19 protein-coding genes are annotated in these 22,559 nt (G+C 52.6%); 14 read left to right on the plus strand and 5 right to left on the minus strand.

All coding sequences use genetic code 11. From position 1 onward, the window contains the following. Position 1: 1 nt before the first annotated feature. The 3 genes from EM595_RS18525 to EM595_RS18535 are packed head-to-tail and all read left to right on the plus strand — an operon-like array spanning position 2 to position 3,229. Positions 2-955, plus strand: coding sequence for an ABC transporter permease (locus EM595_RS18525; RefSeq protein ID WP_067436303.1), 954 nt, complete (start codon positions 2-4; stop codon positions 953-955). A 28-nt stretch (positions 956-983) separates the two neighbouring features. Further along, positions 984-2,624, plus strand: a complete 1,641-nt coding sequence (locus EM595_RS18530; RefSeq protein WP_067436306.1) for an FGGY-family carbohydrate kinase — start codon at positions 984-986, stop codon at positions 2,622-2,624. Next, the gene (locus EM595_RS18535) at positions 2,621-3,229 is read left to right on the plus strand and encodes a KpsF/GutQ family sugar-phosphate isomerase (RefSeq protein ID WP_067436309.1); all 609 of its coding nucleotides are present in this window, start codon (positions 2,621-2,623) and stop codon (positions 3,227-3,229) included. Before EM595_RS18530 ends, EM595_RS18535 begins: the two co-directional genes overlap by 4 nt. Positions 3,230-3,590: 361 nt before the next feature. On the opposite strand, the gene EM595_RS18540 is transcribed toward EM595_RS18535, so the two are convergent. Beyond that, entirely contained in the window at positions 3,591-4,949 is a 1,359-nt protein-coding gene (locus EM595_RS18540; RefSeq protein ID WP_067436312.1) for an esterase-like activity of phytase family protein, read from the minus strand. Between the two features lie 585 nt (positions 4,950-5,534). Between EM595_RS18540 and EM595_RS18545 the strand changes: the two genes are divergently transcribed. Then, positions 5,535-6,542 carry a hypothetical protein gene (locus tag EM595_RS18545; RefSeq protein ID WP_067436314.1) on the plus strand — a complete coding sequence of 336 codons (1,008 nt, stop codon included), beginning with the start codon at positions 5,535-5,537 and terminating at the stop codon, positions 6,540-6,542. Between the two features lie 351 nt (positions 6,543-6,893). Here the strand turns inward: EM595_RS18545 and EM595_RS18550 are convergent, their stop codons facing one another. After that, on the minus strand, positions 6,894-8,072 hold the full coding sequence (locus tag EM595_RS18550; RefSeq protein WP_067436316.1) for a 4-hydroxybenzoate 3-monooxygenase: 1,179 nt from the start codon (positions 8,070-8,072) through the stop codon (positions 6,894-6,896). Positions 8,073-8,169: 97 nt separating this feature from the next. Here EM595_RS18550 and EM595_RS18555 point away from each other — a divergent pair, with 97 nt between their 5' ends. From EM595_RS18555 to EM595_RS18585, 7 genes are all read left to right on the plus strand, one after another. Beyond that, the gene (locus EM595_RS18555; RefSeq protein ID WP_067436319.1) at positions 8,170-8,787 is read left to right on the plus strand and encodes a TetR/AcrR family transcriptional regulator; all 618 of its coding nucleotides are present in this window, start codon (positions 8,170-8,172) and stop codon (positions 8,785-8,787) included. Between the two features lie 240 nt (positions 8,788-9,027). Then, positions 9,028-9,546: a GNAT family N-acetyltransferase gene (locus tag EM595_RS18560; protein WP_067436321.1), complete on the plus strand. Its 519-nt coding sequence runs from the start codon at positions 9,028-9,030 to the stop codon at positions 9,544-9,546. Positions 9,547-9,789: 243 nt separating this feature from the next. After that, positions 9,790-10,623, plus strand: coding sequence for a GIY-YIG nuclease family protein (locus tag EM595_RS18565; RefSeq protein WP_067436328.1), 834 nt, complete (start codon positions 9,790-9,792; stop codon positions 10,621-10,623). A 469-nt stretch (positions 10,624-11,092) separates the two neighbouring features. Continuing rightward, positions 11,093-11,995: a LysR family transcriptional regulator gene (locus EM595_RS18570; RefSeq protein ID WP_067436331.1), complete on the plus strand. Its 903-nt coding sequence runs from the start codon at positions 11,093-11,095 to the stop codon at positions 11,993-11,995. 138 nt (positions 11,996-12,133) lie between these two features. Continuing rightward, entirely contained in the window at positions 12,134-13,126 is a 993-nt protein-coding gene (locus tag EM595_RS18575; RefSeq protein WP_067436333.1) for a zinc-dependent alcohol dehydrogenase family protein, read from the plus strand. Positions 13,127-13,416: 290 nt separating this feature from the next. Further along, the gene (locus EM595_RS18580; RefSeq protein ID WP_067436335.1) at positions 13,417-13,887 is read left to right on the plus strand and encodes a DUF1203 domain-containing protein; all 471 of its coding nucleotides are present in this window, start codon (positions 13,417-13,419) and stop codon (positions 13,885-13,887) included. Between the two features lie 210 nt (positions 13,888-14,097). Then, positions 14,098-14,637 carry a GNAT family N-acetyltransferase gene (locus EM595_RS18585; RefSeq protein WP_067436337.1) on the plus strand — a complete coding sequence of 180 codons (540 nt, stop codon included), beginning with the start codon at positions 14,098-14,100 and terminating at the stop codon, positions 14,635-14,637. Between the two features lie 74 nt (positions 14,638-14,711). Here the strand turns inward: EM595_RS18585 and EM595_RS18590 are convergent, their stop codons facing one another. Next, positions 14,712-15,782, minus strand: a complete 1,071-nt coding sequence (locus tag EM595_RS18590; RefSeq protein ID WP_067436340.1) for a LacI family DNA-binding transcriptional regulator — start codon at positions 15,780-15,782, stop codon at positions 14,712-14,714. 205 nt (positions 15,783-15,987) lie between these two features. Here EM595_RS18590 and EM595_RS18595 point away from each other — a divergent pair, with 205 nt between their 5' ends. Beyond that, a complete protein-coding gene (locus EM595_RS18595) occupies positions 15,988-19,095 on the plus strand; it encodes a beta-galactosidase (RefSeq protein WP_067436342.1) in 3,108 nt (1,035 codons plus the stop codon). A gap of 54 nt (positions 19,096-19,149) precedes the next feature. Further along, positions 19,150-20,415, plus strand: a complete 1,266-nt coding sequence (locus EM595_RS18600; RefSeq protein ID WP_067436345.1) for an MFS transporter — start codon at positions 19,150-19,152, stop codon at positions 20,413-20,415. 161 nt (positions 20,416-20,576) lie between these two features. Here the strand turns inward: EM595_RS18600 and EM595_RS18605 are convergent, their stop codons facing one another. Continuing rightward, positions 20,577-21,146 carry a DUF4142 domain-containing protein gene (locus tag EM595_RS18605; RefSeq protein ID WP_067436348.1) on the minus strand — a complete coding sequence of 190 codons (570 nt, stop codon included), beginning with the start codon at positions 21,144-21,146 and terminating at the stop codon, positions 20,577-20,579. A gap of 469 nt (positions 21,147-21,615) precedes the next feature. Here EM595_RS18605 and EM595_RS18610 point away from each other — a divergent pair, with 469 nt between their 5' ends. After that, the gene (locus EM595_RS18610; RefSeq protein WP_067436350.1) at positions 21,616-22,089 is read left to right on the plus strand and encodes a GNAT family N-acetyltransferase; all 474 of its coding nucleotides are present in this window, start codon (positions 21,616-21,618) and stop codon (positions 22,087-22,089) included. Positions 22,090-22,309: 220 nt separating this feature from the next. Here the strand turns inward: EM595_RS18610 and EM595_RS18615 are convergent, their stop codons facing one another. Beyond that, positions 22,310-22,498 (minus strand): YjfB family protein, encoded by a 189-nt coding sequence (locus EM595_RS18615; protein ID WP_067436353.1) that lies wholly within the window; start codon positions 22,496-22,498, stop codon positions 22,310-22,312. Positions 22,499-22,559 lie beyond the last annotated feature (61 nt).

The following is a 22,559-nucleotide window of genomic DNA, read 5'->3' on the forward strand; positions in this document are numbered from 1 at the left end:
CATGACCACCTTGAACCGATTCTTCCCTGGCGACCGCATCATACGTTTGCAGTTGCTGATTATCATCGCCGTTGCCGTGCTGTTCTCGTTCACGCTGGGCGGCAGTTTTTACAGCATCGGCAATTTCCAGTCGATCTCCTCGCAATTACCGATTCTGGGCATGCTGGCGCTGGGAATGGGTATCACCATGCTCACCGGCGGTATCAACCTTTCCGTGATTGCCGGTGCCAACGCCTGTTCGCTGGTGATGGCGGCCATTTTGGTGGCGCATCCGAACCAGCCAGAATATTTCGCACTGGCGATGCTCGCCGGTCTGGGGGTGGCCGTGGTGATTGGTGTGCTCAATGGCGCATTGATCGCTTATATCGGTGTTTCGCCGATTTTGGCAACGCTGGGTACCATGACGCTCATTGCCGGGCTGAATATTCTGCTGACGAACGGCGCCGTGATTTCCGGCTTCCCGACGGCAATCCAGTACCTCAGCAACGGCAGCCTGCTGGGTATTCCGGTTGCCCTGCTTTTATTCCTGCTGGTAGCGCTGCTGTTGTGGGTCTTACTGGAACACACCACGCTTGGTCGCAGCCTGTATCTGATGGGTTCCAATGAACAGGCCACGCGCTTCAGTGGTGTCAACACCCACAAAGTCACCATTGCAGTTTACGTGCTCTCTGCGCTGCTCGGCTGGGGCGCGGCACTGCTGATGATGTCCAAATTTAACTCTGCCAAAGCAGGCTACGGCGACTCCTATTTGCTGGTAACTATTCTGGCTTCCGTGCTGGGTGGAATTAATCCCGATGGCGGTTTTGGTCGGGTTATCGGGCTGGTACTGGCGCTGATTGTCCTGCAAATGCTGGAAAGCGGCCTGAACCTGATGGGCGTCAGCAGTTACCTGACCATGGCTCTGTGGGGCTGCGTACTGATCCTGTTTATCGCTCTGCAAAACAGAAAATCATAAGCGAACGCTTTTTATGAAGGGAAACAACATGGCAAGTTATTTTATTGGCGTAGACGTAGGAACTGGCAGCGCCCGTGCGGGCGTCTTCGACATGAGCGGCCGCATGGTTGGCCAGGCCAGCCGCGAGATCACCTTGTACCGCCCGAAAGCGGATTTCGTCGAACAATCTTCCGATGAGATCTGGCAATCCGTCTGTAATGCCGTCAAAGACGCGGTTAATCAGGCCGATATCAACCCAATTCAGGTAAAAGGAGTCGGTTTTGACGCTACCTGTTCGTTGGTCGTGCTGGATAAAGAAGGCAAACCGCTGACCGTCAGCCCGTCCGGACGCAGCGAGCAGAATATTATTGTTTGGATGGATCACCGCGCAATCACGCAGGCAGAACGTATTAATGCCACCGGTCACCGCGTGCTGGAATTCGTTGGGGGAATTATTTCGCCGGAAATGCAGACGCCAAAACTGCTCTGGTTGAAACAGCACATGCCGACCACCTGGAGCAACGTCGGGCATCTGTTCGACCTGCCTGATTTCCTCACCTGGCGCGCCACGCATGACACCACGCGCTCGTTATGCTCAACCGTCTGCAAGTGGACCTATATCGGTCACGAAGACCGCTGGGACCCGAGCTATTTCCGCCAGATCGGCCTGGATGACTTGCTGGAAAACAACGCGTCGAAAATCGGCAGCGAAGTAAAAACCATGGGCGAGCCGTTGGGTCATGGACTGACACAGCGCGCCGCTGCGGAAATGGGTTTGATGGCCGGCACGGCGGTCAGCGTCTCGATTATTGATGCACACGCGGGCAGCCTTGGCATTCTTGGTGCCAGTGGGCCATCCGGCGAGTCAGCGGATTTCGACAACCGCATTGCGCTGATCGGCGGCACATCCACTGCACATATGGCCATGTCACGTAGCGCGCGCTATATCGGTGGGATCTGGGGGCCTTATTATTCGGCGATTCTGCCGGATTACTGGCTGAATGAAGGTGGGCAATCTACCACTGGCGCATTGGTTGACCATGTGATTCAGTCACACCCGTGTTATCAGGATCTGCTGAAGCAGGGTAAAGATAGCGGCAAGACCATTTATGAAATACTGAACGGCATCCTGCGCAAAATGGCGGGTGAACCAGAGAATATCGCGTTCCTGACCAAAGACATTCATATGCTGCCCTATTTCCATGGCAACCGCTCACCGCGTGCTAACCCGACGCTGACTGGAACGCTGACGGGTCTGAAACTGTCACGCACACCAGAAGACATGGCACTGCACTACCTTGCCACCATTCAGGCGCTGGCGCTCGGTACTCGCCATATTATTGAGACGATGAACCTGAGCGGTTACTGCATCGATACCATGATGGCAAGTGGCGGCGGCACCAAAAATCCCGTCTTTGTGCAGGAACATTCCAATGCAACAGGCTGCGCGATGCTGTTGCCGGAAGAGAGTGAAGCGATGTTGCTCGGCAGTGCCATGATGGGCACCGTCGCAGCAGGTGCGTACGATTCTCTGCCAGAAGCGATGGCCGCTATGAGCCGCATCGGTAAAACCATCACGCCACAGACCAACAAAATCAAAGAGTATTACGATCGGAAATACCGTGTATTCCATGAGATGTACCACGACAGCATGAAATACCGTCAGCTGATGCAGGGGGAAACCAAATGAACGCGGAAGAAGAGTTTGGCCTGGCGTGTCAGGGCTGGCAGACCTACAGCCAGGAATTACTGGCTTTGCAGCGTAATCTTGATGCCGATACCTGGCAGCAGTTGCTGACGCTGGTCACGCGCTGCAAAGGCAAAATTGCCGTGACCGGCGTCGGCACTTCGGGCATTGCCGCGCGTAAAATCGCACACATGCTGGCGTGCGTCGAGCAACCGGCCGTTTACCTCAGTGCGACAGATGCGGCCCACGGCGACCTGGGTTTTATGCGCAGCAACGATCTGATGATTCTGATTTCACGCGGCGGCAACTCTGAAGAACTGACACGCCTGCTGCCGACGTTGAAAACTAAAGGCGTGACGATTATTAGCGTGACCGAGAATCTGGACTCGCCGATTGCCTCGGCCGCTACGCTGGTAGTGAAAACACATATCCAGCGGGAAATCGACCCGTTCAATATGTTGGCCACCACCTCTATCGTGCTGGTGCTGGCGGTATTTGATGCGCTGTGCGGCAACATCATGCTGCGTAATGGCTTTAATCAGGAGCGTCTGTTGAAAGTTCATCCGGGCGGAAATGTCGGCAAGATCCTGCGCGAAAAGGATCGGTGAACAGTCCAGCCGTCGCTTCCGTTGCCCGCTCAGCCAGAAATGAGATGGCACGTGTTATTGGTCGTCATGCGGGCAACATATCAATGCGGATACCGTGCAAAACGCGCATCTACAAAAAACAGAGTAGCTGGTACGCTATTGCTGTCTGTAACGAGCTGGATTTTTTAGAGATCTGTAGCCTCACTGATTCTGTTCGTGGCAGTTAAACGTCCGCTTGCCGATCATAGCGGATGATGTTGGTCCGTAGCCCGCTGTCACCAAACGGCAAGGAATGATCTGTCGCTAGCAAAACTGGGCTGCATCCGGCTCTTTTACAAAAAGCGATGTAATTAAGGGACGCAGCCTGGCGCAGGGAAAGCATTTACTTCAGCGGTGCCGCCAGCGTGACAATCCACAACTCGCTGTCCGACTCCGGTTTTTTCAGCGGCTTCACGCCGATAGTGGTTGCAACCGGCTTATCATCTATCGTTAGCGTACCCTGTTCAGTCACCCGATAATCCTTGCGCTTCTTACCTTCCACCGGATTTTGCATGACTGTTTTCACGCCGAAGTCATTGTCATTGGTGACCGCCAGCGTTTTATTGTCGATCAACGCCAGACCTTCAGCTTTCTCCTGCTGCCAGCCAAGTTGACGTAAATCGACCACCAGCGTTTTAGCGGCGAGCTTAATGCCGCGCTTCGCCAGCGCTTTCTCGTCGTCAAACTCTGTATACTCGCCAGGCTTATCGAACGCGGCAAGATCGGTAGCCGGGCTAAGATCCACCTTATAGATCAGGTTGCGCATCGCGTCGTCTTTGTCGCTGCCTTGTTCAATCAGCAGGATATGCTGATTGTCGAGCGCCACGATATCGCCAATTTTTGCGTCGCTGTTTTTACTGTAAGCGGCGCTGTCGATAGGGTAACCATACATCGCGGTTTTCCCGGTCGCCGGATCGAAGCTCACCAGACGGGTAAAGCGCGCCTGCTTTTTACTTTTACCATCGATATCCAGCGTGCTCTGCACCGCGGCGATGATACGCCCGTCCGGCATGCGGGTGAGCCCTTCAAATCCACGATTTGGCTGACGCCATTTGAGAACGTTCGGCAGACCGCCCGCGATCGATTTCTCTCCCTCTGCTGCCTGCGGCCCATGAATAGTCAGGATCTTGCCGCGCTCATCAACGTTAATCAGGAACGGGCCATATTCATCGCACAGCCAATATCCTCCCTTGCCGTCTGGCGTAATGCCTTCCGTATCCAGACCGCGGTTGTCGCCATGCAGCACTTTCAACGTATCGCTTAACGCAATTTCATTGGTTGATCCGATGATGCCATCCTGCAACGGCAAGCCGTTGATATTGCCTTTGTCGTCATGCAACGGTCGGGCGTCCGTGGCCTCCGCTTTGCCGTTTTGCACCCGAATATTCATCAGTAGCGGGGCGAACTCTGGCGTGACGAAAATTTTTGCCTCTCGCTTACCCACATCAGGCGAGTCGGCATTCGGCCCGCGATCGGTGACGGTCGCGAAGGTGAGCGCATCCCCCTGCTTGCCGGTAAACAGCAAACCGGAGCCGATTCCCACCGGCAACCCCTTTGGAAATGCGCTGGCGAATGCGCCGTTGTAGCTTACGTGCGTACCTTCGGGAAAACTGACGATATAGCGCTCGACCTGCGGCTGCGCCGCCAGCGTTGATGAAGAGAGCGCACAGCCGATAACCAGAGAAATAGCTTTTATTTTCATATTGTTAATATCCAGGTAAGGAAGCTGACAGCGTAAACAACAAAAATGGCAGGAAAATGAAATCTCCGGGAAACATTGGCTGCTAACAGGTTGATTTCTCCACCGGTGAGAAGGTGGATGGTGAGAGAAGGAACTCGTATGTTTAGATAGTATGGTCAAAATCTCAGAACAGAAGCGGTGACATTAATGCAGCACTGGTCATTAATGTTAAGGAAGAGAGTTCACTGAGACAGGCATGACCGGCAAGGGAGCTAAAGATGTTCAGTCTGGTAGCGCCTTTCCCTTAACCGGCAACGTCTGCTACTCGCTCAAAGCGGACATAGGCTTGATGTCAGTCCGTTTTGTGCCAGAAGCGGACATCTTGTCAGGGCTCTTTTAGCCCTACTCTAAAAAGTCCATAAATTCTTTTACTGTTTAGCAGGCTACATATTTACTCTGCAGACTATTATCTTGCTGCTTTTGGTCCTGCCTGATATGTAATTCAGGCGCTGGAAGAGTAAGCAGACCAACAACGTTGACTTTGGATCTCCGCCAATTTATAGATAAATAAATACCATTATAATTTTTATCAAGGGATACAGGCTCATGCCATTTCAGGATAGTCTTCAACAGGAACTCATTGCATCTATAAAAAAATCACTAACTTTCGATGTTCTGTATCAAAGAATAAGACCAGATATCTCTACGTTTATCGCGGCAACTTCAAAATTACCTTTAAAAAACCTTGATGACTGGGAGCGTCTCATCCGGAGTGAGGTTTCCTGGCCTCTTCAGACCTCGAATCCAACACGTGCAAAATTTGATAGCCATCCGATAGGTTCTTTGACATGGCTGGATATATGTAACGCTGATGGTTTCAGGCGAGAAAGAGCATTAAAGATATTATCAGGTGGAGCACCTAATAGTTTTTTGTTTGCTTTAGCCGTCAGAAGATTAAATGACTGGGTTCCTCAGGTAAGAGAAGCTGCACGCAATGCTTTGCCACTAATCGCCGAATTTTCAAATCCAGAGATTATCGTTGATGTATTGTTCATAACGCTACCTTACTGGAACTCATGGGGAAGAATGGAAGAAGCCGAAAAAAATGCTCTGGTGCAAATTATTTTGATGGATAAAGTAGCCGAGCCTCTAAAAAAACGGCTTATGTTATCTATCTCAGGACCAGTCGCTACTGTTTTTGTACAAGCAGGTCTTACCTCTGCATTAGACAACTTCCTGACTGAGATTGCTAATTCATCCGTTCAACCCTCCTTGCGAGCAAAAGCATATCGTTGCCTGTTTGAAGGTAGATTTGTTTGGGCTGAAGGAGTGGAATGGAAATGGATTGATAAAGTACACGGCATTAAGCGTCGCATTCCTGTTTTAAAGGAGCGAGTTATACCTGTACCCAGACCATTTCTTGAGAACCTAAGAATGGCAACTATTGATCGTTCGCCTATGGTTCGGCGTATATCCGGAGAAATGCTCATCAAGAAACTGGATTTTATTGGTGATGAAGCATTAACGCTGGCAAAAATACTGGCATCCGATACATCCCCATCAGTTGCGGAGCGAGGAGCCTATGCATTGGCTGACTTAGAAAAACGTGAGTGATTCTTTAATACTCCATTCATACAAGACGTGTTGATTATGCTTCTTGTGTCAGCGACTACCTGACCTATTCCCACTTAATTAACACACGGCAATGTTAATAATGCTCCCGTGAAAGTGAGAACAATTTCGTACTACCACTTCTCGCTCATAGCGGACATAAGCCTGACGTCAGTCCGCTCTGTGCCGGGAGCGGACATATGTCTGGCCTCTATGAGTGCGTGTTTCTCCTGCCATTTCAGTCGTCCAGACAAGCAAAATCGAATGAACGCTGTTGATAATCAGTGAAGAGGTGGCGGCGGCCATGAACTTCCAGCCGCCTCCTTAAGTAGCTTACCGTTGGTTGGGTTGCCGTCAATTCGTGCCGCGTTGGTATTCGCCGTGCAGGCGCGCTGCTGCAGGGGAGGCAAAGAGATTATTCAGACGGGAGCGTGCCGTCATCTGGCGGAATGTACCTTGCTGGGCCGGATTGCCGGCATCATGCATTGTGTCTGTCATCCAGACTGCAAAATCCTGGTAGTTCCAGATGCGTGGCAGGCAAGTATCGGTGTAGCTATCGAGGGTTCTCCTGTCCTGATTGCGCACGGCGTCCAACAGGGCCTGGGCAAGAACATCCACATCGTAAAGTGCCATGTTCATGCCCTTTGCACTGGCAGGCGGCACCATATGGGCCGCATCGCCGGTGAGGAAAAGATTGCCATACTGCATTGGTGCATAGACGACGGAACGTAACGGCACGAAGTCGATATTGTGCACCACGGCATTCTGGATAGTGTCATCGTTCAGGCGGAGGCGAATTTCGTCCCAGATGCGTTTCTCTGGCCAATCCTCGGCAGTGTCGGTCAATGCGCATTGCAGATAATAGCGACTGCGCTGCGGCCCGCGCGGCAACTGGCCGACAAAGCCGTGATCGCTGACAGCCATGATCGGATCACCTGTCACCGGGGCCTCAACCAATGCGGCCATCCAGGCATAGCCGAACTCATGAACATACCGGGTCAAAATTCCATAGGGAATGGATGCTCGGCTGACGCCACGATCGGCATCGCACCCGACGATAAAGCCGCAGACTATCTCGTGATGGCCGCCGGCGTCAGAATAGGCCACTGAGGGGCGGCGGTCCGCCTCATTGGTGATCACCACGTCGGCGACCTCGAAACGCACATCGCCCGCCATGGCGTCGATCAATTCCCGCAACAGGTTGTTGACCAGCATTTGCTGAGTGCAGAACCGGCTCTGCGCGTCTCCCTCGTCACCGATATCAAAAATGCGGCCAACGCCATTGACGCGATAATCGATTGTCTGGGCGACGGGGCCAGCAAGAAGTTTGTCGGCCAGTCCCCAGCGCTCGAACATCTCCACCCCGCGCGCCTCGACAACGCCTGCTCTCTGACGAACCTCGACATAAGTGCGATTGCGCCGCTCCAGTACCACGCAGGGTACGCCGGATTTCTGCAGAAATGTTGCCAGCGTCAGACCCGCCACCCCTGCACCGATAATGGCAACCTTCGTCTCTTCGTAACTTATAGTCATGTTTCTTCCTTCAATCGTTTCACATTGAAATTCATGAAGTTAAAAATATAATCTTTTAGTTACATTCGATAGTCACTTACGCTGGCCGAGGTTTTGAATGCGTAAAAAGATCGATATCTCCTTGAAAAAAGAAGCGAAACAACAGCGAGCGATCGCAACAGTTGCGGCCATCGTCGAGGCCGCTACTTACATTTTGCGGAAAGAAGGGCCCGCCGGTTTTACGGCGAACAAGGTCGCAGAGAAAGCCGGAGTCAATATATCTTCTTTCTATCAGTATTTTCCAAATAAGGAGGCGCTGCTCTTTCACATCACCCAGCTGAACTGGGAGCGGCAGTTGCGGCAACTCACGCCCATCCTCATCCAGACTGGCCCCGAACATTCTCGCAAGTTGCGCGATTTCATTCGCGAGTTCTTCATAATCGAAGCAGCCGAGGCCGACCTACGACAGGCGCTGAGGATCGCATCGATTGACCTGAGAGAGACCGACGAATTTAAGGCGCTGATCTCCAAAGGAGCCGATCTGACCAGAACCTTTATCGAAACCGCAGTAGGCTTGCCGGATAAGAGCGACCTCGATTTCAATGTGAATTTTATCGTGCTGCTTGTGACCAGCTTTGCCGAAAGGTCTACGAATGAGGGATTTACAGGAGCTGAACTCATTCGTCAGGCCGATCTGCTGACCGACATTTTGGTCGGTCATTTTAAGATCGCCTGAACAAAAAGATGTAATAAAAGCTTGTGACGCGAAGCACATCCCCAAAAGCCGAGCTTTCACGTCCGACGTCTTTGACTAGCAAAGTTCGCTTAGTGTGACTTCCGCTTCTCGCTCAAAGCGGACATAGGCTTGATGTCAGTCCGTTTTGTGCCAAAAGCGGACGCAGCTAACATCGTGCTATGGTGATTTATGTGGTGAAGTTCAGCGAAAGTAATGCCTTCAGGTAAAAAGGAGTGTCAGATGAATTTAGAAACTGCTCGTTTAAGGCTTGAACCCTATCATGACTCACACTATGAAGGCTTAAGGGTAATGGAAAACGATTCCGGCGTGATGCGGTATATCAGCAAAGGCATTGTCAAAACGCCAGAAGAGACTTGGGAAAGTATCAGGCGAGTTCAGGCCAGATGGCAGAAATATGGATTTTCGTGGTGGGCTATTAAAGAGAAGACTTCCGGGGCCGTTGTTGGAGCAGCATGCCTCCAATATCTGGCAAACGTTGAAAGTGCCCCCTTAGAGATTGGTTGGCGGCTAGTCCCGGAACACAATGGCAAAGGCTATGCAACAGAAGCGGCTAAATCGATTATTGATTTCGCAGCAGAGCAGATAGGCGCGACGTATTTAGTGGCTGTTGCCGACCCTCAAAATACGCCCTCTCAGCGAGTGATGCAGCGATTAGGCATGACTTACAAAGCAATAGAACAGCATTATGATGTGCCTTGCGTAGTTTATGAACTTAGCATTCAGCGCGCTCAATCGTAATAGGGATGTGAACATAATCTCCGCTTTGTCCCAGAAGCGGACGTTGCCAATATAGTCATCTATGTCAATTTGAAGAGAGCAGGTCTGTATCTTATTCAGCCGTCAGTAAGTTACCTGCAAGAAGAGAACGTTGCTGAAATCGAATCGTGTTAATTTGTGAGAAACAGCTTAGTGGAATGCGGGCATATAACGTGAAGCCACGGCAAAAAGTTAACAGACTCAGCTGATTATTAAGGAGAGGAATTGAAGCTTTTTGATTATCTGAAGATGGATTTTCCTGATCTGACGCCTGAAGCCACCAAAGTCCATCTTGCGCAATTAAATGATTATAAAGAGGATCCGCTGGTTAAATTCCGTGAAGGCACTTTCGACGACTGGCAGTGCTGGCAGAAGCGACTGGAGTTTAGCCGCAGGTATGTCGTTTCACTGATCAGAATCCCGGGGACTGAAACCTGGCTATTTGCGGGAGCATTTCAGCAAATAGGCAACGCGGGAAAGAAAGCCTACGCTGATCGTGAAGAACTGTATTATCAGTACCACCTTCAGAAAATCCCAGAGACTGAAGAATACGCTGGAAGGATGTATATCAGCTTTAAAAATACAGTCCGTAACTTCATTCGCCTCGGTGAAAGTATTCAGAGCGAACTGGTTATCAGCGCCATCACCCCGGCACGTCTGACCTTCGGCGAGTTTCCAGGCTACCGCAACGTCGTGCTGGACCGGAACAGCATCGGCTCGATCCTCAGACTTAATCTGCAATCCTGGCGTACCGCACTGTCCGTGGTTAAAGGCATCTATGTATTAACTGATCGGGACGGTGGAAAACTCTACGTTGGAAAAGCCGATGGAATTGAGGGGATATGGGGCCGATGGAAATATTATTTTGGTTCCGGGCATGGCGGCAATGTAGGGCTTAAGGAAGCTTTCGGCATAGGCGATGAAAACCGACTGCAGAATATCACATTCGCGATCCTCGAAGTCATGGATCTTAATGCCGAAAAAGGTGAAATTGACCGCCGCGAAACTCACTGGAAGCAAATACTGCTCTCGCGAGAGTTTGGCCATAACCGAAACTAATTAAGCCTGTAAAAACGCGCTGAACTGCTCCCCATTGATTAGGACTCGGCATTAATTGTGGCAACAATTACGAACTTCGCTTAATTGCCGCTCTTGGCCGTTGCCGTGGGCTGCTATGTGCCAGGAACGGATGTTACTTTCTTCATGGTATGTTAGTTTGCAGGGAGCAGGTCAAGCATGACCTGCCCCTGTTAATTAATATGTGGCTACGTTAACAAAACCTCCAGCTGCTGCAGAGCAAATGCGCATGTCCGCTCTTCGCTCATAGCGGACGTGCAAGCCCTGGCGTAGTCGGCATTGCGCCAGAGGCGAACATTGAAGCACAGCCGCCCAAAAGCCTGCAGGTGAAATTCAGGTAGACTTGAGTCTACGGTTCATTCTGCATTAGCTTTCAGTTAGCGCCTCAGGTCGATCCGAATCACGAAACACACAGGCGCGGCAGGAATATTAAAGGTGCTCAGGGGCTGATATGCGTTCCAATATGATTGAATATATGACTATTTTTATCCAGGTTGTTGAACTGGGTAGCTTCACCAAAGCCGCTGATGTTCTGCAGCTGCACCGCCCCGCCGTCAGTAAAGCGATACAGCATCTTGAAGACGATCTCGGTATAAAACTCATTCACCGCACCACCCGCAAGCTGAGCGTGACGGCTGAGGGCGACGAATTTTATCAGCGTGCCAAACACGTTCTGGCTGAAGTAGATAACATGATGGCCAGTTTTTCACCGACCCTGCCGCCGCGTGGACGGCTCAGGCTTGATGTCCCGCTGGCGCTGGCTCATGCCATCATTATTCCCCATCTGATGGCGTTCCAGTCGCTGTATCCCGATATTGAAATGGTGCTGGTTTCCTCGGATAAAAAAACCGATCTGATTGGCGAAGGCGTGGACTGCGTGGTGCGGCTGGGCGAACTGCAGGACTCAAGCTTCATCTCCCGACGTATTGGGGAAATCAGAATGGTCACCTGTGCCGCTCCTTCCTATCTGCAGCGGCACGGGCGGCCAACAACACTGGCAGATCTGGAGCAGCATCGGGCGGTTAACTTCTTCAGCGATCACAGCCGGGACGTGATGGAATGGAAGTTTATCGAGAATGGCGTGGTTGTTTCGCGGCGCCCTGTCGGCAGCATGCTGGTTGATAACTCCGATATTCTCTTGTCCTGTGCCCTGGCCGGTCTGGGTATTATCCAGGCATCCTGTAACGCCCTGGCACCGCATATTGCTTCCGGTAAGCTTGAAGCCATCCTGACACAGTACCCTTGTGTTTCTAAGCCCGTTTCAGTGATGTATCCGGACAGGCGCAACCTTTCGCCGCAGGTGCGCGTGTTTATCGACTGGTTCAGCGACCTTTTTGCCAGGCAGATCGCCTGAAACCACCGATTGTTACTGAATTCGTAACACTGATGTTCCTCAGCAGCTATTTTTCCATTGATGACAACCCCGTAGAGTGTTTGCAAATAAATCGATCATGCCTTTCCAGGGTATGTCGTTCACTGACGAGGTCTGAATATGTCTAAAGTTGTTACCTTTAACCGCACTGGCGGTCCGGAAGTGTTGGAAATTGTTGATGTTCAGGTACCCGCGCCTGGTGCAGGAGAAGTTCAGATTCGGGTCCATGCTATTGGCCTTAATCGCGCAGAAATTATGTACCGCAATGGCCAGTATGTGATTGAACCTGAATTCCCGGCGCGACTGGGTTATGAAGCGGCTGGGGTAGTGGAGGCTGTAGGTGAGCATGTCGAAAGCGTTGCCAAAGGTGATGTGGTCAGCGTTATACCTTCCTTCATGTTTAGCGAATATGGCATGTACGGTGAGTTAGTTAACGCACCGGCGCATGCGGTGGTAAAACACCCAGGGAATCTCTCTTTTGAACAAGCCGCTGCGAGCTGGATGATGTACGTCACGGCCTACGGCGCGCTGGTGGAATACGGTAACCTGCAAGCGGATCAGAATGTAATTATTCGCGCAGCATCAAGCAGCGTTGGCCTGGCAGCCATTCAGATAGCGAATATGCTGGGTGCCAAACCCATTGCCCTCACCCGCACCAGCGAAAAACGCGACCTGCTACTGAAGGCGGGGGCCGCCGCCGTTATCGCTACCGCAGAGCAGGATATGGTGGCTGAAATTAATCAGGCGACGCAGGGTGAAGGTGCCCATATTGTGTTTGATCCTGTTGGCGGCCCGGACGCGGCTAAGCTGATGCAAACCATGGCACCGCAGGGCATCTACTTCCAGTATGGGGCGCTCGACAGCCGCGACATGGTTGTACCTGTCTTCGAGATTCTTGGTAAACATCTCACGCTACGCGGCTATGAGCTGTTCGAAATCACTACCGACGCGGAAAAAATGGCGCGGGCGAAATCCTTCGTCACCGAAGGGTTGCGCTCCGGCAAACTGAAACCGGTCATTGATAAAACCTTCACGCTTGACGATATTGCGGATGCGCATCGCTATATGGAAGCCAATGGTCAGACAGGTAAAATTATCGTTACCGTTGAATAATCGTTTTCCCGCGGCTTAGGCCGCGAAAATGAGTTTGTTGGGAAGCGACGCTGTTATCAGCGTAATACCCGTTAATGGCCGCCCAGGGATGCGGCGGCCATATTATCTATTGTGTGTTGAAAGGGCTTTTCACTCATCTCTGACCGATCCCCGCATAAGCTGGCTGAATGAAGCACAGCACCGCATGCGCCATTTTCATTCCGCACGTTACTGCGAATTCCCTGACCTAAAGCAGCGAATTTCTCCTTCAATTGCCCGCTACTGTAGCGCTGACAACAACGGGAGACGTTATGAATTACAAAATTTCTGGACTGAAGGCCGAGCCGTTCATTCATCTTTTTGGACAGAGCGATGCCTGTCTTAACCGCCTGGGTGCCAGCAGGCACACCGTGGACAGTTATCCTGGCTATCCCGACAGAATTTCATTATGTGATATCCCGATGGGTGAAACCGCGATTCTCATCAACCACATCTATCAGCCGGCCAATACGCCCTATTTCGGCACGCATGCCATCTATTTGTGGGAAGGCTGTACGCAGCAAGGCATTTACGTCAACGCGTTACCGGAGGTGATGACCAACCGGCTCCTGTCATTGCGCGCCTATGACGAGAGACACTTTATACGGCAGGCGGATATCTGTGAGGGAAAATTCGCTGAACAGCTTATCCATCTTTTTTTTGCCGATCCGTTGATAAACTATATCCAGATCCATAACGCGAAACGAGGCTGCTATTCCTGCTGCGTTGAGCGTGATGAATAAGCCAGATCGGTGAGCCACGGCATCGGTTTTAACCAATGCTATTGCTCAACGCTGGCTATTTTCATTACTGACAGGTCTGCTGTGCCTTTTGGCTGGCTATTCTGTGACGTGGGCGGAAATTACGTGTCATGCTGCGTTAATTTTTTGTCAGCGTATCAGGATGTGGTGATAAATTGCCCGGCATCACTGCGCTAAAGCAACGGAGAGAAAATGCCTATACAGCAGGCGCCACGGCTGGAGACAGAACGCCTGGTGTTAAAGCAGTTCACGCTTGATGATTTCCCGGCACTACAGGCATGCTGGGCCGATCCTGAAATGATAAAATTGAATCGCGGTGAGCTGCCCACGTCAGAATTCATCTGGTCGCGCTTGCTGCGCTACATTGGGCACTGGCATGCCCTGGGCTATGGTTACTGGGCGGTATTTGAGAAAACGACGAATCTGTATGTGGGTGCGTTTGGATTTCAGGATGCCCATCGCGATATTACGCCAGCTTTGCCCTGCCCCGAAGCGGGATGGACGCTGATTGCTGACGCGCGTGGCAAAGGTTATGCCTCTGAAGCGATCGCTGCCATTTTGCACTGGGCCGACAACGCATTGCCCTCTGACGTATGTTGCATCATCGCTGAAGAGAACCAGCGTTCAAATTATCTGGCTGAGCGATATGGTTTTCGATTTCAGCATCATCTCTGTTATCGGGGTAAGCAAGTTCGCTTACTCATACGACCGCAGCATTCTGCTGCCGAGTGAGAAGCTATCGCGCGCCGTCACAGCGGTCAGGAAAGCGATCCCGGCTTTCCAGCCTGTGGAACAGGTGCAAAATTTCACAACTTTTCCACCAGCGTTTTTAATTGCGCAATGACGCTCTCTTGCTCATTTTGATTCTGCTGGCCATAAGGCCAGGTCGACTGCCGGATGATTAAATGGGTCGGCAGCAGCTCACGAATTCTGATTTGCGGCGCGGCCATCTTCTGAATAAGTAATTCAACCGCCCGTTTACCCAGCTTATTGAAATCCTGCGCAACCGTCGTTAGCGGCGGCTGAAAATAGAGGCTGTCCGCGGTGTCGTCATAGCCGGTGACTGAAACGGCCCGGCTGCCGGTGCGATGCAATTGTGCCAGCGCACTGAGCACACCCAGCGCCATTTGATCGTTGGCGACAACGATGGCGCTAATGCGGCTGTGCTGATGCAGCAACTCAAACGCTTTATGCCAGCCGCTGGCCGCGCTCCAGTCACCAAAAACCGTCACCGCATTACTGACACCATGCCGATGCAAGGTCTCGCGCCAGCTGCTCAATCGCATACGCGCTGAAACCGAGCTTTCGGGGCCGGCCAGCAAACCGAAATCCCGGTGCCCGAGTTCCCACAGATGGCTGACGCAGGCGCCACAACCATCGAGGTGATTAAAGCGCACGCAGCAGACATCGGTTTCGGGTGAGATATCTAAAAACAGGCAGCAAATATCCGGATTCTCACTCACCAGCTTTTCCGCCAGGCTGCTTTCCAGCGGCAGGTTGATAATCGCACCGCGAATATTCTGCGCACGGAACTCATTCAACCGGGCCTGAAGCGAGGCGTAATCCACCATTACCGGCATCGCGATGACCACTTCCAGCTGGTGCGCGCCAGCGTAGCTTTTGATCGCCGCGGCAATTTGCGAAGGCGCATGCAGCGTCAACGATGCGGTGATCAGGCCGATCGACGGTGCCGATTTCCCTGCCAGTAATTGCGCCGATCGGTTAGGCACATAGTGCAACGCCTGCATGGCGTGGATCACTCGGTTGCGGGTGCGCTCAGAGACCACGTCGGGCCGGTTCAACACGCGAGAGACGGTTTGCTGGGATACCCCGGCCTCACGCGCCACATCTTCTAACGTTGACGTACGGCGCTGCATCCTCTTCTCCTGTGCATATCGGGCATAAATGTCGATCGCTAACATTTATTGTCTACATTACGACAAATCTTGCTGCTTTTCGCCCTGTTTCGTGATCGTTAATGAGTTTCAATCTCAGCAATATTGTTGTTATCAATAAAATATCTGATAACTCAACCTGTCTTGTCTAGCGAATGACATTTTCTTTGACCTGTCAGGTAACTTTATGCGCCATCTCGATCGTCCTGCCTCTTCCGGGCTGCAATTTCATGATGTTCTTGCCCGTGAAGACTGGCAAAACCAGACCATTACGCACCTGAACCGTTTAGCGGCCCATCCCACGTTTGCCAGCTGGCGCGACCTTGGTGCAGCCCGCGAAAATCAGCCCTCAGCACAGCGCCGTCTGCTGGATGGCCAGTGGCAGTTCGCTTATGCCCGCAGCCCGTTTGAGGTAGACGCCAGCTGGCTGGAGAGCGATCTGGCAGAGAGCCGCAGCACAACCGTGCCGTCGAACTGGCAAATGGCAGGCTACGACGCGCCAATCTATACCAACGTCCGTTACCCCATTGAAACGACGCCACCGCGGGTACCGGAAGAGAACCCTACCGGTTGCTACTCACTGACGTTTAGCGTGGAGGAAAACTGGCAGACTGAAGGTCAGACGCAGATTATTTTTGATGGCGTGAACTCAGCTTTTCACCTGTGGTGCAACGGTGAATGGATCGGTTACTCCCAGGACAGCCGCCTGCCCGCAGCCTTTGATCTCAGCGCCGCGCTTAAGCCGGGCGAGAACCGGCTTTGCGTCATGGTGATGCGCTGGAGCGCAGGCACCTGGCTGGAAGATCAGGATATGTGGCGGATGAGCGGTATCTTCCGTTCCGTCTGGTTGCTGAATAAACCGACCCTGCACCTCAGCGATGTTCAGCTCACACCAGAGCTTGATGCGCTTTATCGCGATGCTGAGCTGGTGGTTAATGTGAGCGTCGCCGGCCTGAAACAGCTGCCTGAAAACCTGACGATTAGCGTCGAAGTGTGGGATAACGCCGAGCAGGTTGCAAGCCATCGTCAGCCGCCTGGATCGCCGACAATCGATGAGCGCGGCAATTACGCCGAACGTGCCGTGATGCGCCTTCCCGTCGCGCGCCCGGCGCTGTGGAGTGCAGAAACGCCCCACTGCTATCGCGCGGTAGTCTCGCTGTGGGGCGGCGACACGCTGATCGAGGCTGAAGCCTGGGATATCGGTTTTCGTCGGGTGGAAATCAGCAATGGCTTACTGAAACTGAACGGTAAACCCTTGTTGATTCGTGGCGTCAACCGCCATGAACATCACCCTGAGCGCGGGCAGGTCGTCACCGAAGAGGATATGGTGCAGGACATTTTGTTGATGAAGCAGCATAACTTCAACGCCGTTCGCTGCTCCCATTACCCTAACGTGCCGCGCTGGTATGAGCTGTGCAACCGTTATGGCCTCTACGTGGTGGATGAGGCCAACATTGAAACCCACGGCATGGTGCCGATGAACCGCCTTTCCGACGACCCCGCGTGGTTACCGGCCTGGAGCGCCCGCGTTACGCGGATGGTGCAATGCAATCGCAATCATCCGTCGATCATTATCTGGTCGCTGGGCAATGAGTCCGGCGGCGGCGGCAATCACGAAGCGATGTATCACTGGCTCAAACGTAACGATCCGTCACGCCCGGTGCAGTATGAAGGCGGCGGCGCCAACAGCACCACCACCGACATCCTCTGCCCAATGTATGCCCGTGTCGAAAGCGATCTGCTTATTCCGGCGGTGCCGAAATGGGGGATCAAAAAATGGATCAGCCTGCCCGGCGAGCAGCGGCCCTTGATCCTGTGCGAATACGCGCATGCCATGGGCAACAGCCTCGGTAACTATGCCGATTACTGGCAGGCGTTTCGTGATTATCCCCGGTTGCAGGGAGGATTTGTGTGGGACTGGGCCGATCAGGCCATTACCAAAACCTTCGACGATGGCAGCGTTGGCTGGGCCTACGGCGGTGATTTTGGCGATAAGCCCAACGATCGGCAGTTTTGCATGAATGGCCTGGTGTTCCCGGATCGCCGTCCTCACCCGTCGCTGATTGAAGCGATGCATGCGCAGCAGTACTTCCAGTTTGCGCTGGTGTCGCAAAACCCACTGCGTATCAGCCTGACCAGCGAATATCTGTTCCGCACCACGGATAATGAAGAGCTTCACTGGCGGGTGCAGGCTTCGGGAGAAACCCTTGCCGCAGGCCATACAACGCTTGCTCTTGCGCCTGAAGCGTACGCTGAGCTCACGCTATCCGAGGAATTGACGCTGCCCGCCGGTGCCACAGAAGTGTGGTTGACGCTGGAAGTTATTCAGCCAGATCGCACGGCCTGGTCCGATGCCGGACACCGCGTCGCCTGGCAACAGTTTGCCCTCGCCGCACCGCTGGTGCTGCAAACGCCCAGCCCGGCAGCAGATGCCCCTGAGCTTAACCACAGTGACACCGCCTGGACGGTTCGCAGCGGCGTACAGCAGTGGATTATTGATCGTCAAAGCGGCTTACTGACGCACTGGCAGGTCGACGGCGTAGAGCAACTTCTGACGCCGCTGCGTGACCAGTTTGTGCGCGCGCCGCTGGATAACGATATTGGCGTCAGTGAAGTGGAACGCATCGATCCTAACGCCTGGGTTGAGCGCTGGAAAAGCGCAGGCCTTTACCATCTCACCGCACGGTGCGTGCAGTGTGACGCGCAGCGCCTGTCGCACGAAGTGGTGATCGATAGCCGCTGGCACTATCTGAGCAATGACGACGTGGTGATCGTCAGCCACTGGCGCATGACCTTTGACGCACAGGGCACGCTGCATTTAGCCATCGATGGTGAACGGGCGGGCACGCTGCCGCCGTTGCCGCGCGTTGGGCTGCATTTTCAGGTGCCCGATCAGCATAAACCGGTCTCATGGCTGGGATTCGGGCCGCATGAGAACTACCCGGATCGCCGCACCAGCGCCTGTTTCTCCCGTTGGGAGCGCCCGCTCGATGAGATGAGCACGCCGTACATTTTCCCCACTGAAAATGGGTTGCGTTGCGACAGCAAAGCGCTGGACTGGGGCCGCTGGCATGTCTCAGGTGATTTTCACTTCTCGGTACAGCCTTACAGCACGAAGCAGTTAATGGAGACGGATCACTGGCACTGGATGCAGCCGGAAGATGGCGTCTGGATAACCCTTGATGGCCAGCATATGGGCGTCGGCGGTGATGACTCCTGGACGCCCAGCGTACTGCAGCAATGGTTATTGCTCGAAACACGGTGGCAATATCAGTTAACGCTGCATTTCCAATAATAATCAGGGGCGCAAGCCCCTGGCATAACGGCATAACCCGATGGAACAGTCACAATGAAACTCTCACAACTGGCACCAAGAGAACGGCATAATTTTATCTATTTTATGCTGTTCTTTTTCTTCTACTATTTCATTATGTCGGCCTACTTTCCCTTTTTCCCGGTCTGGCTGGCGGAAGTTAACCATCTAACCAAAACAGAAACCGGGATCGTATTTTCTTCTATTTCGCTGTTTTCGATTATCTTCCAGCCGGTATTCGGTCTGGTCTCCGATAAACTTGGGCTGCGCAAACATCTGCTGTGGATTATCACGGTTTTACTGATCCTGTTTGCGCCCTTCTTTATTTTTGTGCTGTCACCTCTGCTGCAAATTAATATCTTTGCTGGCGCGCTGGCAGGCGGCATCTATTTGGGCGTCGTCTTCTCCAGCGGCTCCGGCGCCGTCGAGGCCTACATTGAACGCGTCAGTCGCGCCAACCGCTTTGAATATGGCAAAGTCCGCGTTTCCGGCTGCGTGGGCTGGGCGTTATGTGCGTCCATTACCGGCATTCTGTTTAACATCGATCCCAATATCACCTTCTGGATCGCGTCCGGCTTTGCCCTGGTGCTGGGCGTACTGTTATGGGTATCGCGCCCGGAAGGCAGTAACACCGAACGGGTGATTGATGCCTTGGGTGCTAATCAGCGGGCGTTCTCTTTGCGCACCGCCGCCGAGCTGTTGCGGATGCCACGCTTCTGGGGATTTATGGTTTACGTGGTGGGTGTCGCGAGTGTTTATGACGTCTTCGACCAACAGTTCGCTAATTTCTTTAAAGGCTTTTTCTCCAGCCCGCAACGCGGCACTGAGGTATTTGGCTTCGTGACCACCGGAGGAGAATTACTTAATGCGTTGATCATGTTTTTCGCCCCGGCGATTGTGAACCGCATTGGTGCGAAAAATGCGCTGCTGATCGCCGGCGTTATCATGTCGACGCGTATTTTAGGTTCTTCTTTTGCTTCATCCGCCACGGAAGTGGTTATTTTAAAAATGCTGCATATGTTTGAGCTGCCGTTCCTGCTGGTGGGCACCTTTAAATATATCTCTTCAGCCTTTAACCCAACGCTGTCGGCAACGTTGTTCCTGATAGGATTTAATTTATCGAAGCAACTTTCAGGCGTCGTGCTGTCAACATGGGTTGGACGCATGTATGACACCGTGGGTTTCCATCAGGCTTATCTTGTTCTCGGCTGCCTCACGCTGGCCTTTACAGTGATTTCGATGTTTACGTTGAAAGGCACTAAGACCCTGCTACCGGCCACCCGCTATAAGAGCGCGACCTGAGGATGCGTGCCCGTGCAGAGCGGGCACGCATCAGCCCTTCATTAATCTGGTCAACAAGGCCATTCTTAACGGGGCTTTCTGGAGCCTGTTGAACACAGACCGTCCGGGTCACAGGATGCTACGTGCACCGGACAGCCTGTTTCTTTATTCAACCTGCCAGATTACATCGCCATGTGCTGGGCAGGCTTCAAATGTTGCTCCACAACCGGTGTGTGCGCGTCAGCCAGCGCCTTCACGTCGGGATCTTTGATCTTCGTTGCGTCACTTTGCAGCGTCGACAGCACCATCTTGTGATCCTTTATGCCCGCGTTTTCCATATACATTTTGTCAAAAGCATCGCCGCTCTTCGCCGCCAGTTTGGCCGCCATCGCCTTGTGTTTGGCGTCTGGCTCAGTTGGCAGTGTTACGCCCTTCTGCTCAGCGACCGTTTTTACCTTGGTCAAGGCATCGCCGTGGTCTGCAATCATCTTCTGAGCAAATGCTTTGGTTTCGCTGCTTTGCGCCTTGGTGAGGGCCATCTTAGCGGCGGCGATTTCGTTGATATTGGCCTGCGCCATATCTTTGACCGCTTTTTCGTCACCGGCACTGAGTGTAGTGTTCGCTCCGGCCTGGCCTGCGGGGGCATTCTGCGCGCCGCTGGTGGCCGTCTGCGCCTGCACGCCAGCCGTGCTGAACATAGCTACTACTGCCGATACCGCCAGCAATCCTTTTAGCGTTTTACTGTTTTGCATTTTGTTCTCCTGAAGGTCATGGATGAGACTCGAGCCAGGTAATACGCCTTGCGCAGCCTCGTAAGGAAATGACAAGTGCAATGGTCAGTATAGCGGATCGGTGATTTTTGCCAGCAGTTTAGGCTGTGATTATCAAGGGAAGCGGCAGGAAATAGCGGGAGTTAACGAAGTGGACAGTGCCCGGCGAGCAGGTTGAGTCATCGTGGGTATGTTCTTCAACATTTTATGAGCGTAGCCATAACGCTACAACAGCAGGTGATTTGCATGCAAAACGCATCAGGTTGGAAATATTCAAAGCAGGTATTAACCCGAGCGCTGCCGTCAGACCTCAACCGCGAGAGTTGAAACACGATGCAGTGCAGTCGCAGCAGAAAGAATGTTGAGGGTTAGGCTTTTTAATCAATGCCCATTAAAGTGCTTAGAAAGCCAGGCAGCGGGTTAAGTGGTTTAAAACAGACAAGGAGAAGCGATGAAGGTCAGACTTGCCGTGCCTGCTGACGCAGAAGCATGCTGGAATATCCGTAACCAGGCTATCCGTTATGGATGTAAAAACAGTTATGATGAGGCCATTATTACCGCCTGGACCCCGGAAAACATGCCGGAAAGTTACAGGAAGGTGATTATTGCGAATCCGTTTTTTGTGGCTGTCGACCCGGATAACCGGCCGGTAGCGACCGGCTTTCTTGATCTCGCTTCAGGCAGTGTTGAGGCGGTTTTTACCTTACCTGACTTTACTGGCAGAGGCCTGGGTGGCCTGATTATGGATGCTATCAAACGGGAAGCGCGTGAGCGTGGCCTTGAGCAATTGACCTTATCCTCAACGCCGAACGCGCAAACCTTCTATGTGCAACAGGGTTTCGTGCCGGTGCGGGAAAGCGTCTATCCCTCCGCCCTTGCGCAGGCTGAACTGCGCTGTACAGATATGATGATAAAGCTTCGTTGAAGGTGATTCGAACCGGCGGGATGAACGTAAACACGCTGTCTGGCGAGCCAACGGTTACGATCCAGGGGCTGATGTCGATTTTCGTGCACAGTACAGGGTGATCATTCTGATCGCAGCGTTACTGCCTGACTTTACTGCCTGATATTAAGAACTCACTCCCCGGATCGGGGAGTGTTTAATATTGCGATAACACGCATGCCGTAGTGGTGCACTTGAACAATCAGGCCGTGGTATTGATGTTGCGCCCGATAGCAGGATTAGCAGGCAGCTGAGGAATGGATTCGAGGATCCCCGTTGCCATCGCCTGCTGATTATCCAGAGACTTCTTCAGTACTAAGGTGTTTATTTTATTACCTAGATCCAGGTTATCAAGGCCGATAGCCAGTGATGTAATTTGTGATACATCCATCTTGCTCTCCTGATTAATACAGCTGGTAGTACGTTAAAAAGGCTTTCAGAAAGCCTGAAAG

Origin of the sequence: Duffyella gerundensis (assembly GCF_001517405.1) — a bacterium.
Lineage (GTDB): Bacteria > Pseudomonadota > Gammaproteobacteria > Enterobacterales > Enterobacteriaceae > Duffyella > Duffyella gerundensis.

Excerpts from the sequence above, each read along its gene's own strand:
- EM595_RS18525 (WP_067436303.1), top strand. The coding sequence starts at position 2 with ATGACCACCTTGAACCGATTCTTCCCTGGCGACCGCATCATACGTTTG.
- EM595_RS18530 (WP_067436306.1), top strand. The coding sequence starts at position 984 with ATGGCAAGTTATTTTATTGGCGTAGACGTAGGAACTGGCAGCGCCCGT.
- EM595_RS18535 (WP_067436309.1), top strand. The coding sequence starts at position 2,621 with ATGAACGCGGAAGAAGAGTTTGGCCTGGCGTGTCAGGGCTGGCAGACC.
- EM595_RS18540 (WP_067436312.1), bottom strand. The coding sequence starts at position 4,949 with ATGAAAATAAAAGCTATTTCTCTGGTTATCGGCTGTGCGCTCTCTTCA.
- EM595_RS18545 (WP_067436314.1), top strand. The coding sequence starts at position 5,535 with ATGCCATTTCAGGATAGTCTTCAACAGGAACTCATTGCATCTATAAAA.
- EM595_RS18550 (WP_067436316.1), bottom strand. The coding sequence starts at position 8,072 with ATGACTATAAGTTACGAAGAGACGAAGGTTGCCATTATCGGTGCAGGG.
- EM595_RS18555 (WP_067436319.1), top strand. The coding sequence starts at position 8,170 with ATGCGTAAAAAGATCGATATCTCCTTGAAAAAAGAAGCGAAACAACAG.
- EM595_RS18560 (WP_067436321.1), top strand. The coding sequence starts at position 9,028 with ATGAATTTAGAAACTGCTCGTTTAAGGCTTGAACCCTATCATGACTCA.
- EM595_RS18570 (WP_067436331.1), top strand. The coding sequence starts at position 11,093 with ATGCGTTCCAATATGATTGAATATATGACTATTTTTATCCAGGTTGTT.
- EM595_RS18575 (WP_067436333.1), top strand. The coding sequence starts at position 12,134 with ATGTCTAAAGTTGTTACCTTTAACCGCACTGGCGGTCCGGAAGTGTTG.
- EM595_RS18580 (WP_067436335.1), top strand. The coding sequence starts at position 13,417 with ATGAATTACAAAATTTCTGGACTGAAGGCCGAGCCGTTCATTCATCTT.
- EM595_RS18585 (WP_067436337.1), top strand. The coding sequence starts at position 14,098 with ATGCCTATACAGCAGGCGCCACGGCTGGAGACAGAACGCCTGGTGTTA.
- EM595_RS18590 (WP_067436340.1), bottom strand. The coding sequence starts at position 15,782 with ATGCAGCGCCGTACGTCAACGTTAGAAGATGTGGCGCGTGAGGCCGGG.
- EM595_RS18595 (WP_067436342.1), top strand. The coding sequence starts at position 15,988 with ATGCGCCATCTCGATCGTCCTGCCTCTTCCGGGCTGCAATTTCATGAT.
- EM595_RS18600 (WP_067436345.1), top strand. The coding sequence starts at position 19,150 with ATGAAACTCTCACAACTGGCACCAAGAGAACGGCATAATTTTATCTAT.
- EM595_RS18605 (WP_067436348.1), bottom strand. The coding sequence starts at position 21,146 with ATGCAAAACAGTAAAACGCTAAAAGGATTGCTGGCGGTATCGGCAGTA.
- EM595_RS18610 (WP_067436350.1), top strand. The coding sequence starts at position 21,616 with ATGAAGGTCAGACTTGCCGTGCCTGCTGACGCAGAAGCATGCTGGAAT.
- EM595_RS18615 (WP_067436353.1), bottom strand. The coding sequence starts at position 22,498 with ATGGATGTATCACAAATTACATCACTGGCTATCGGCCTTGATAACCTG.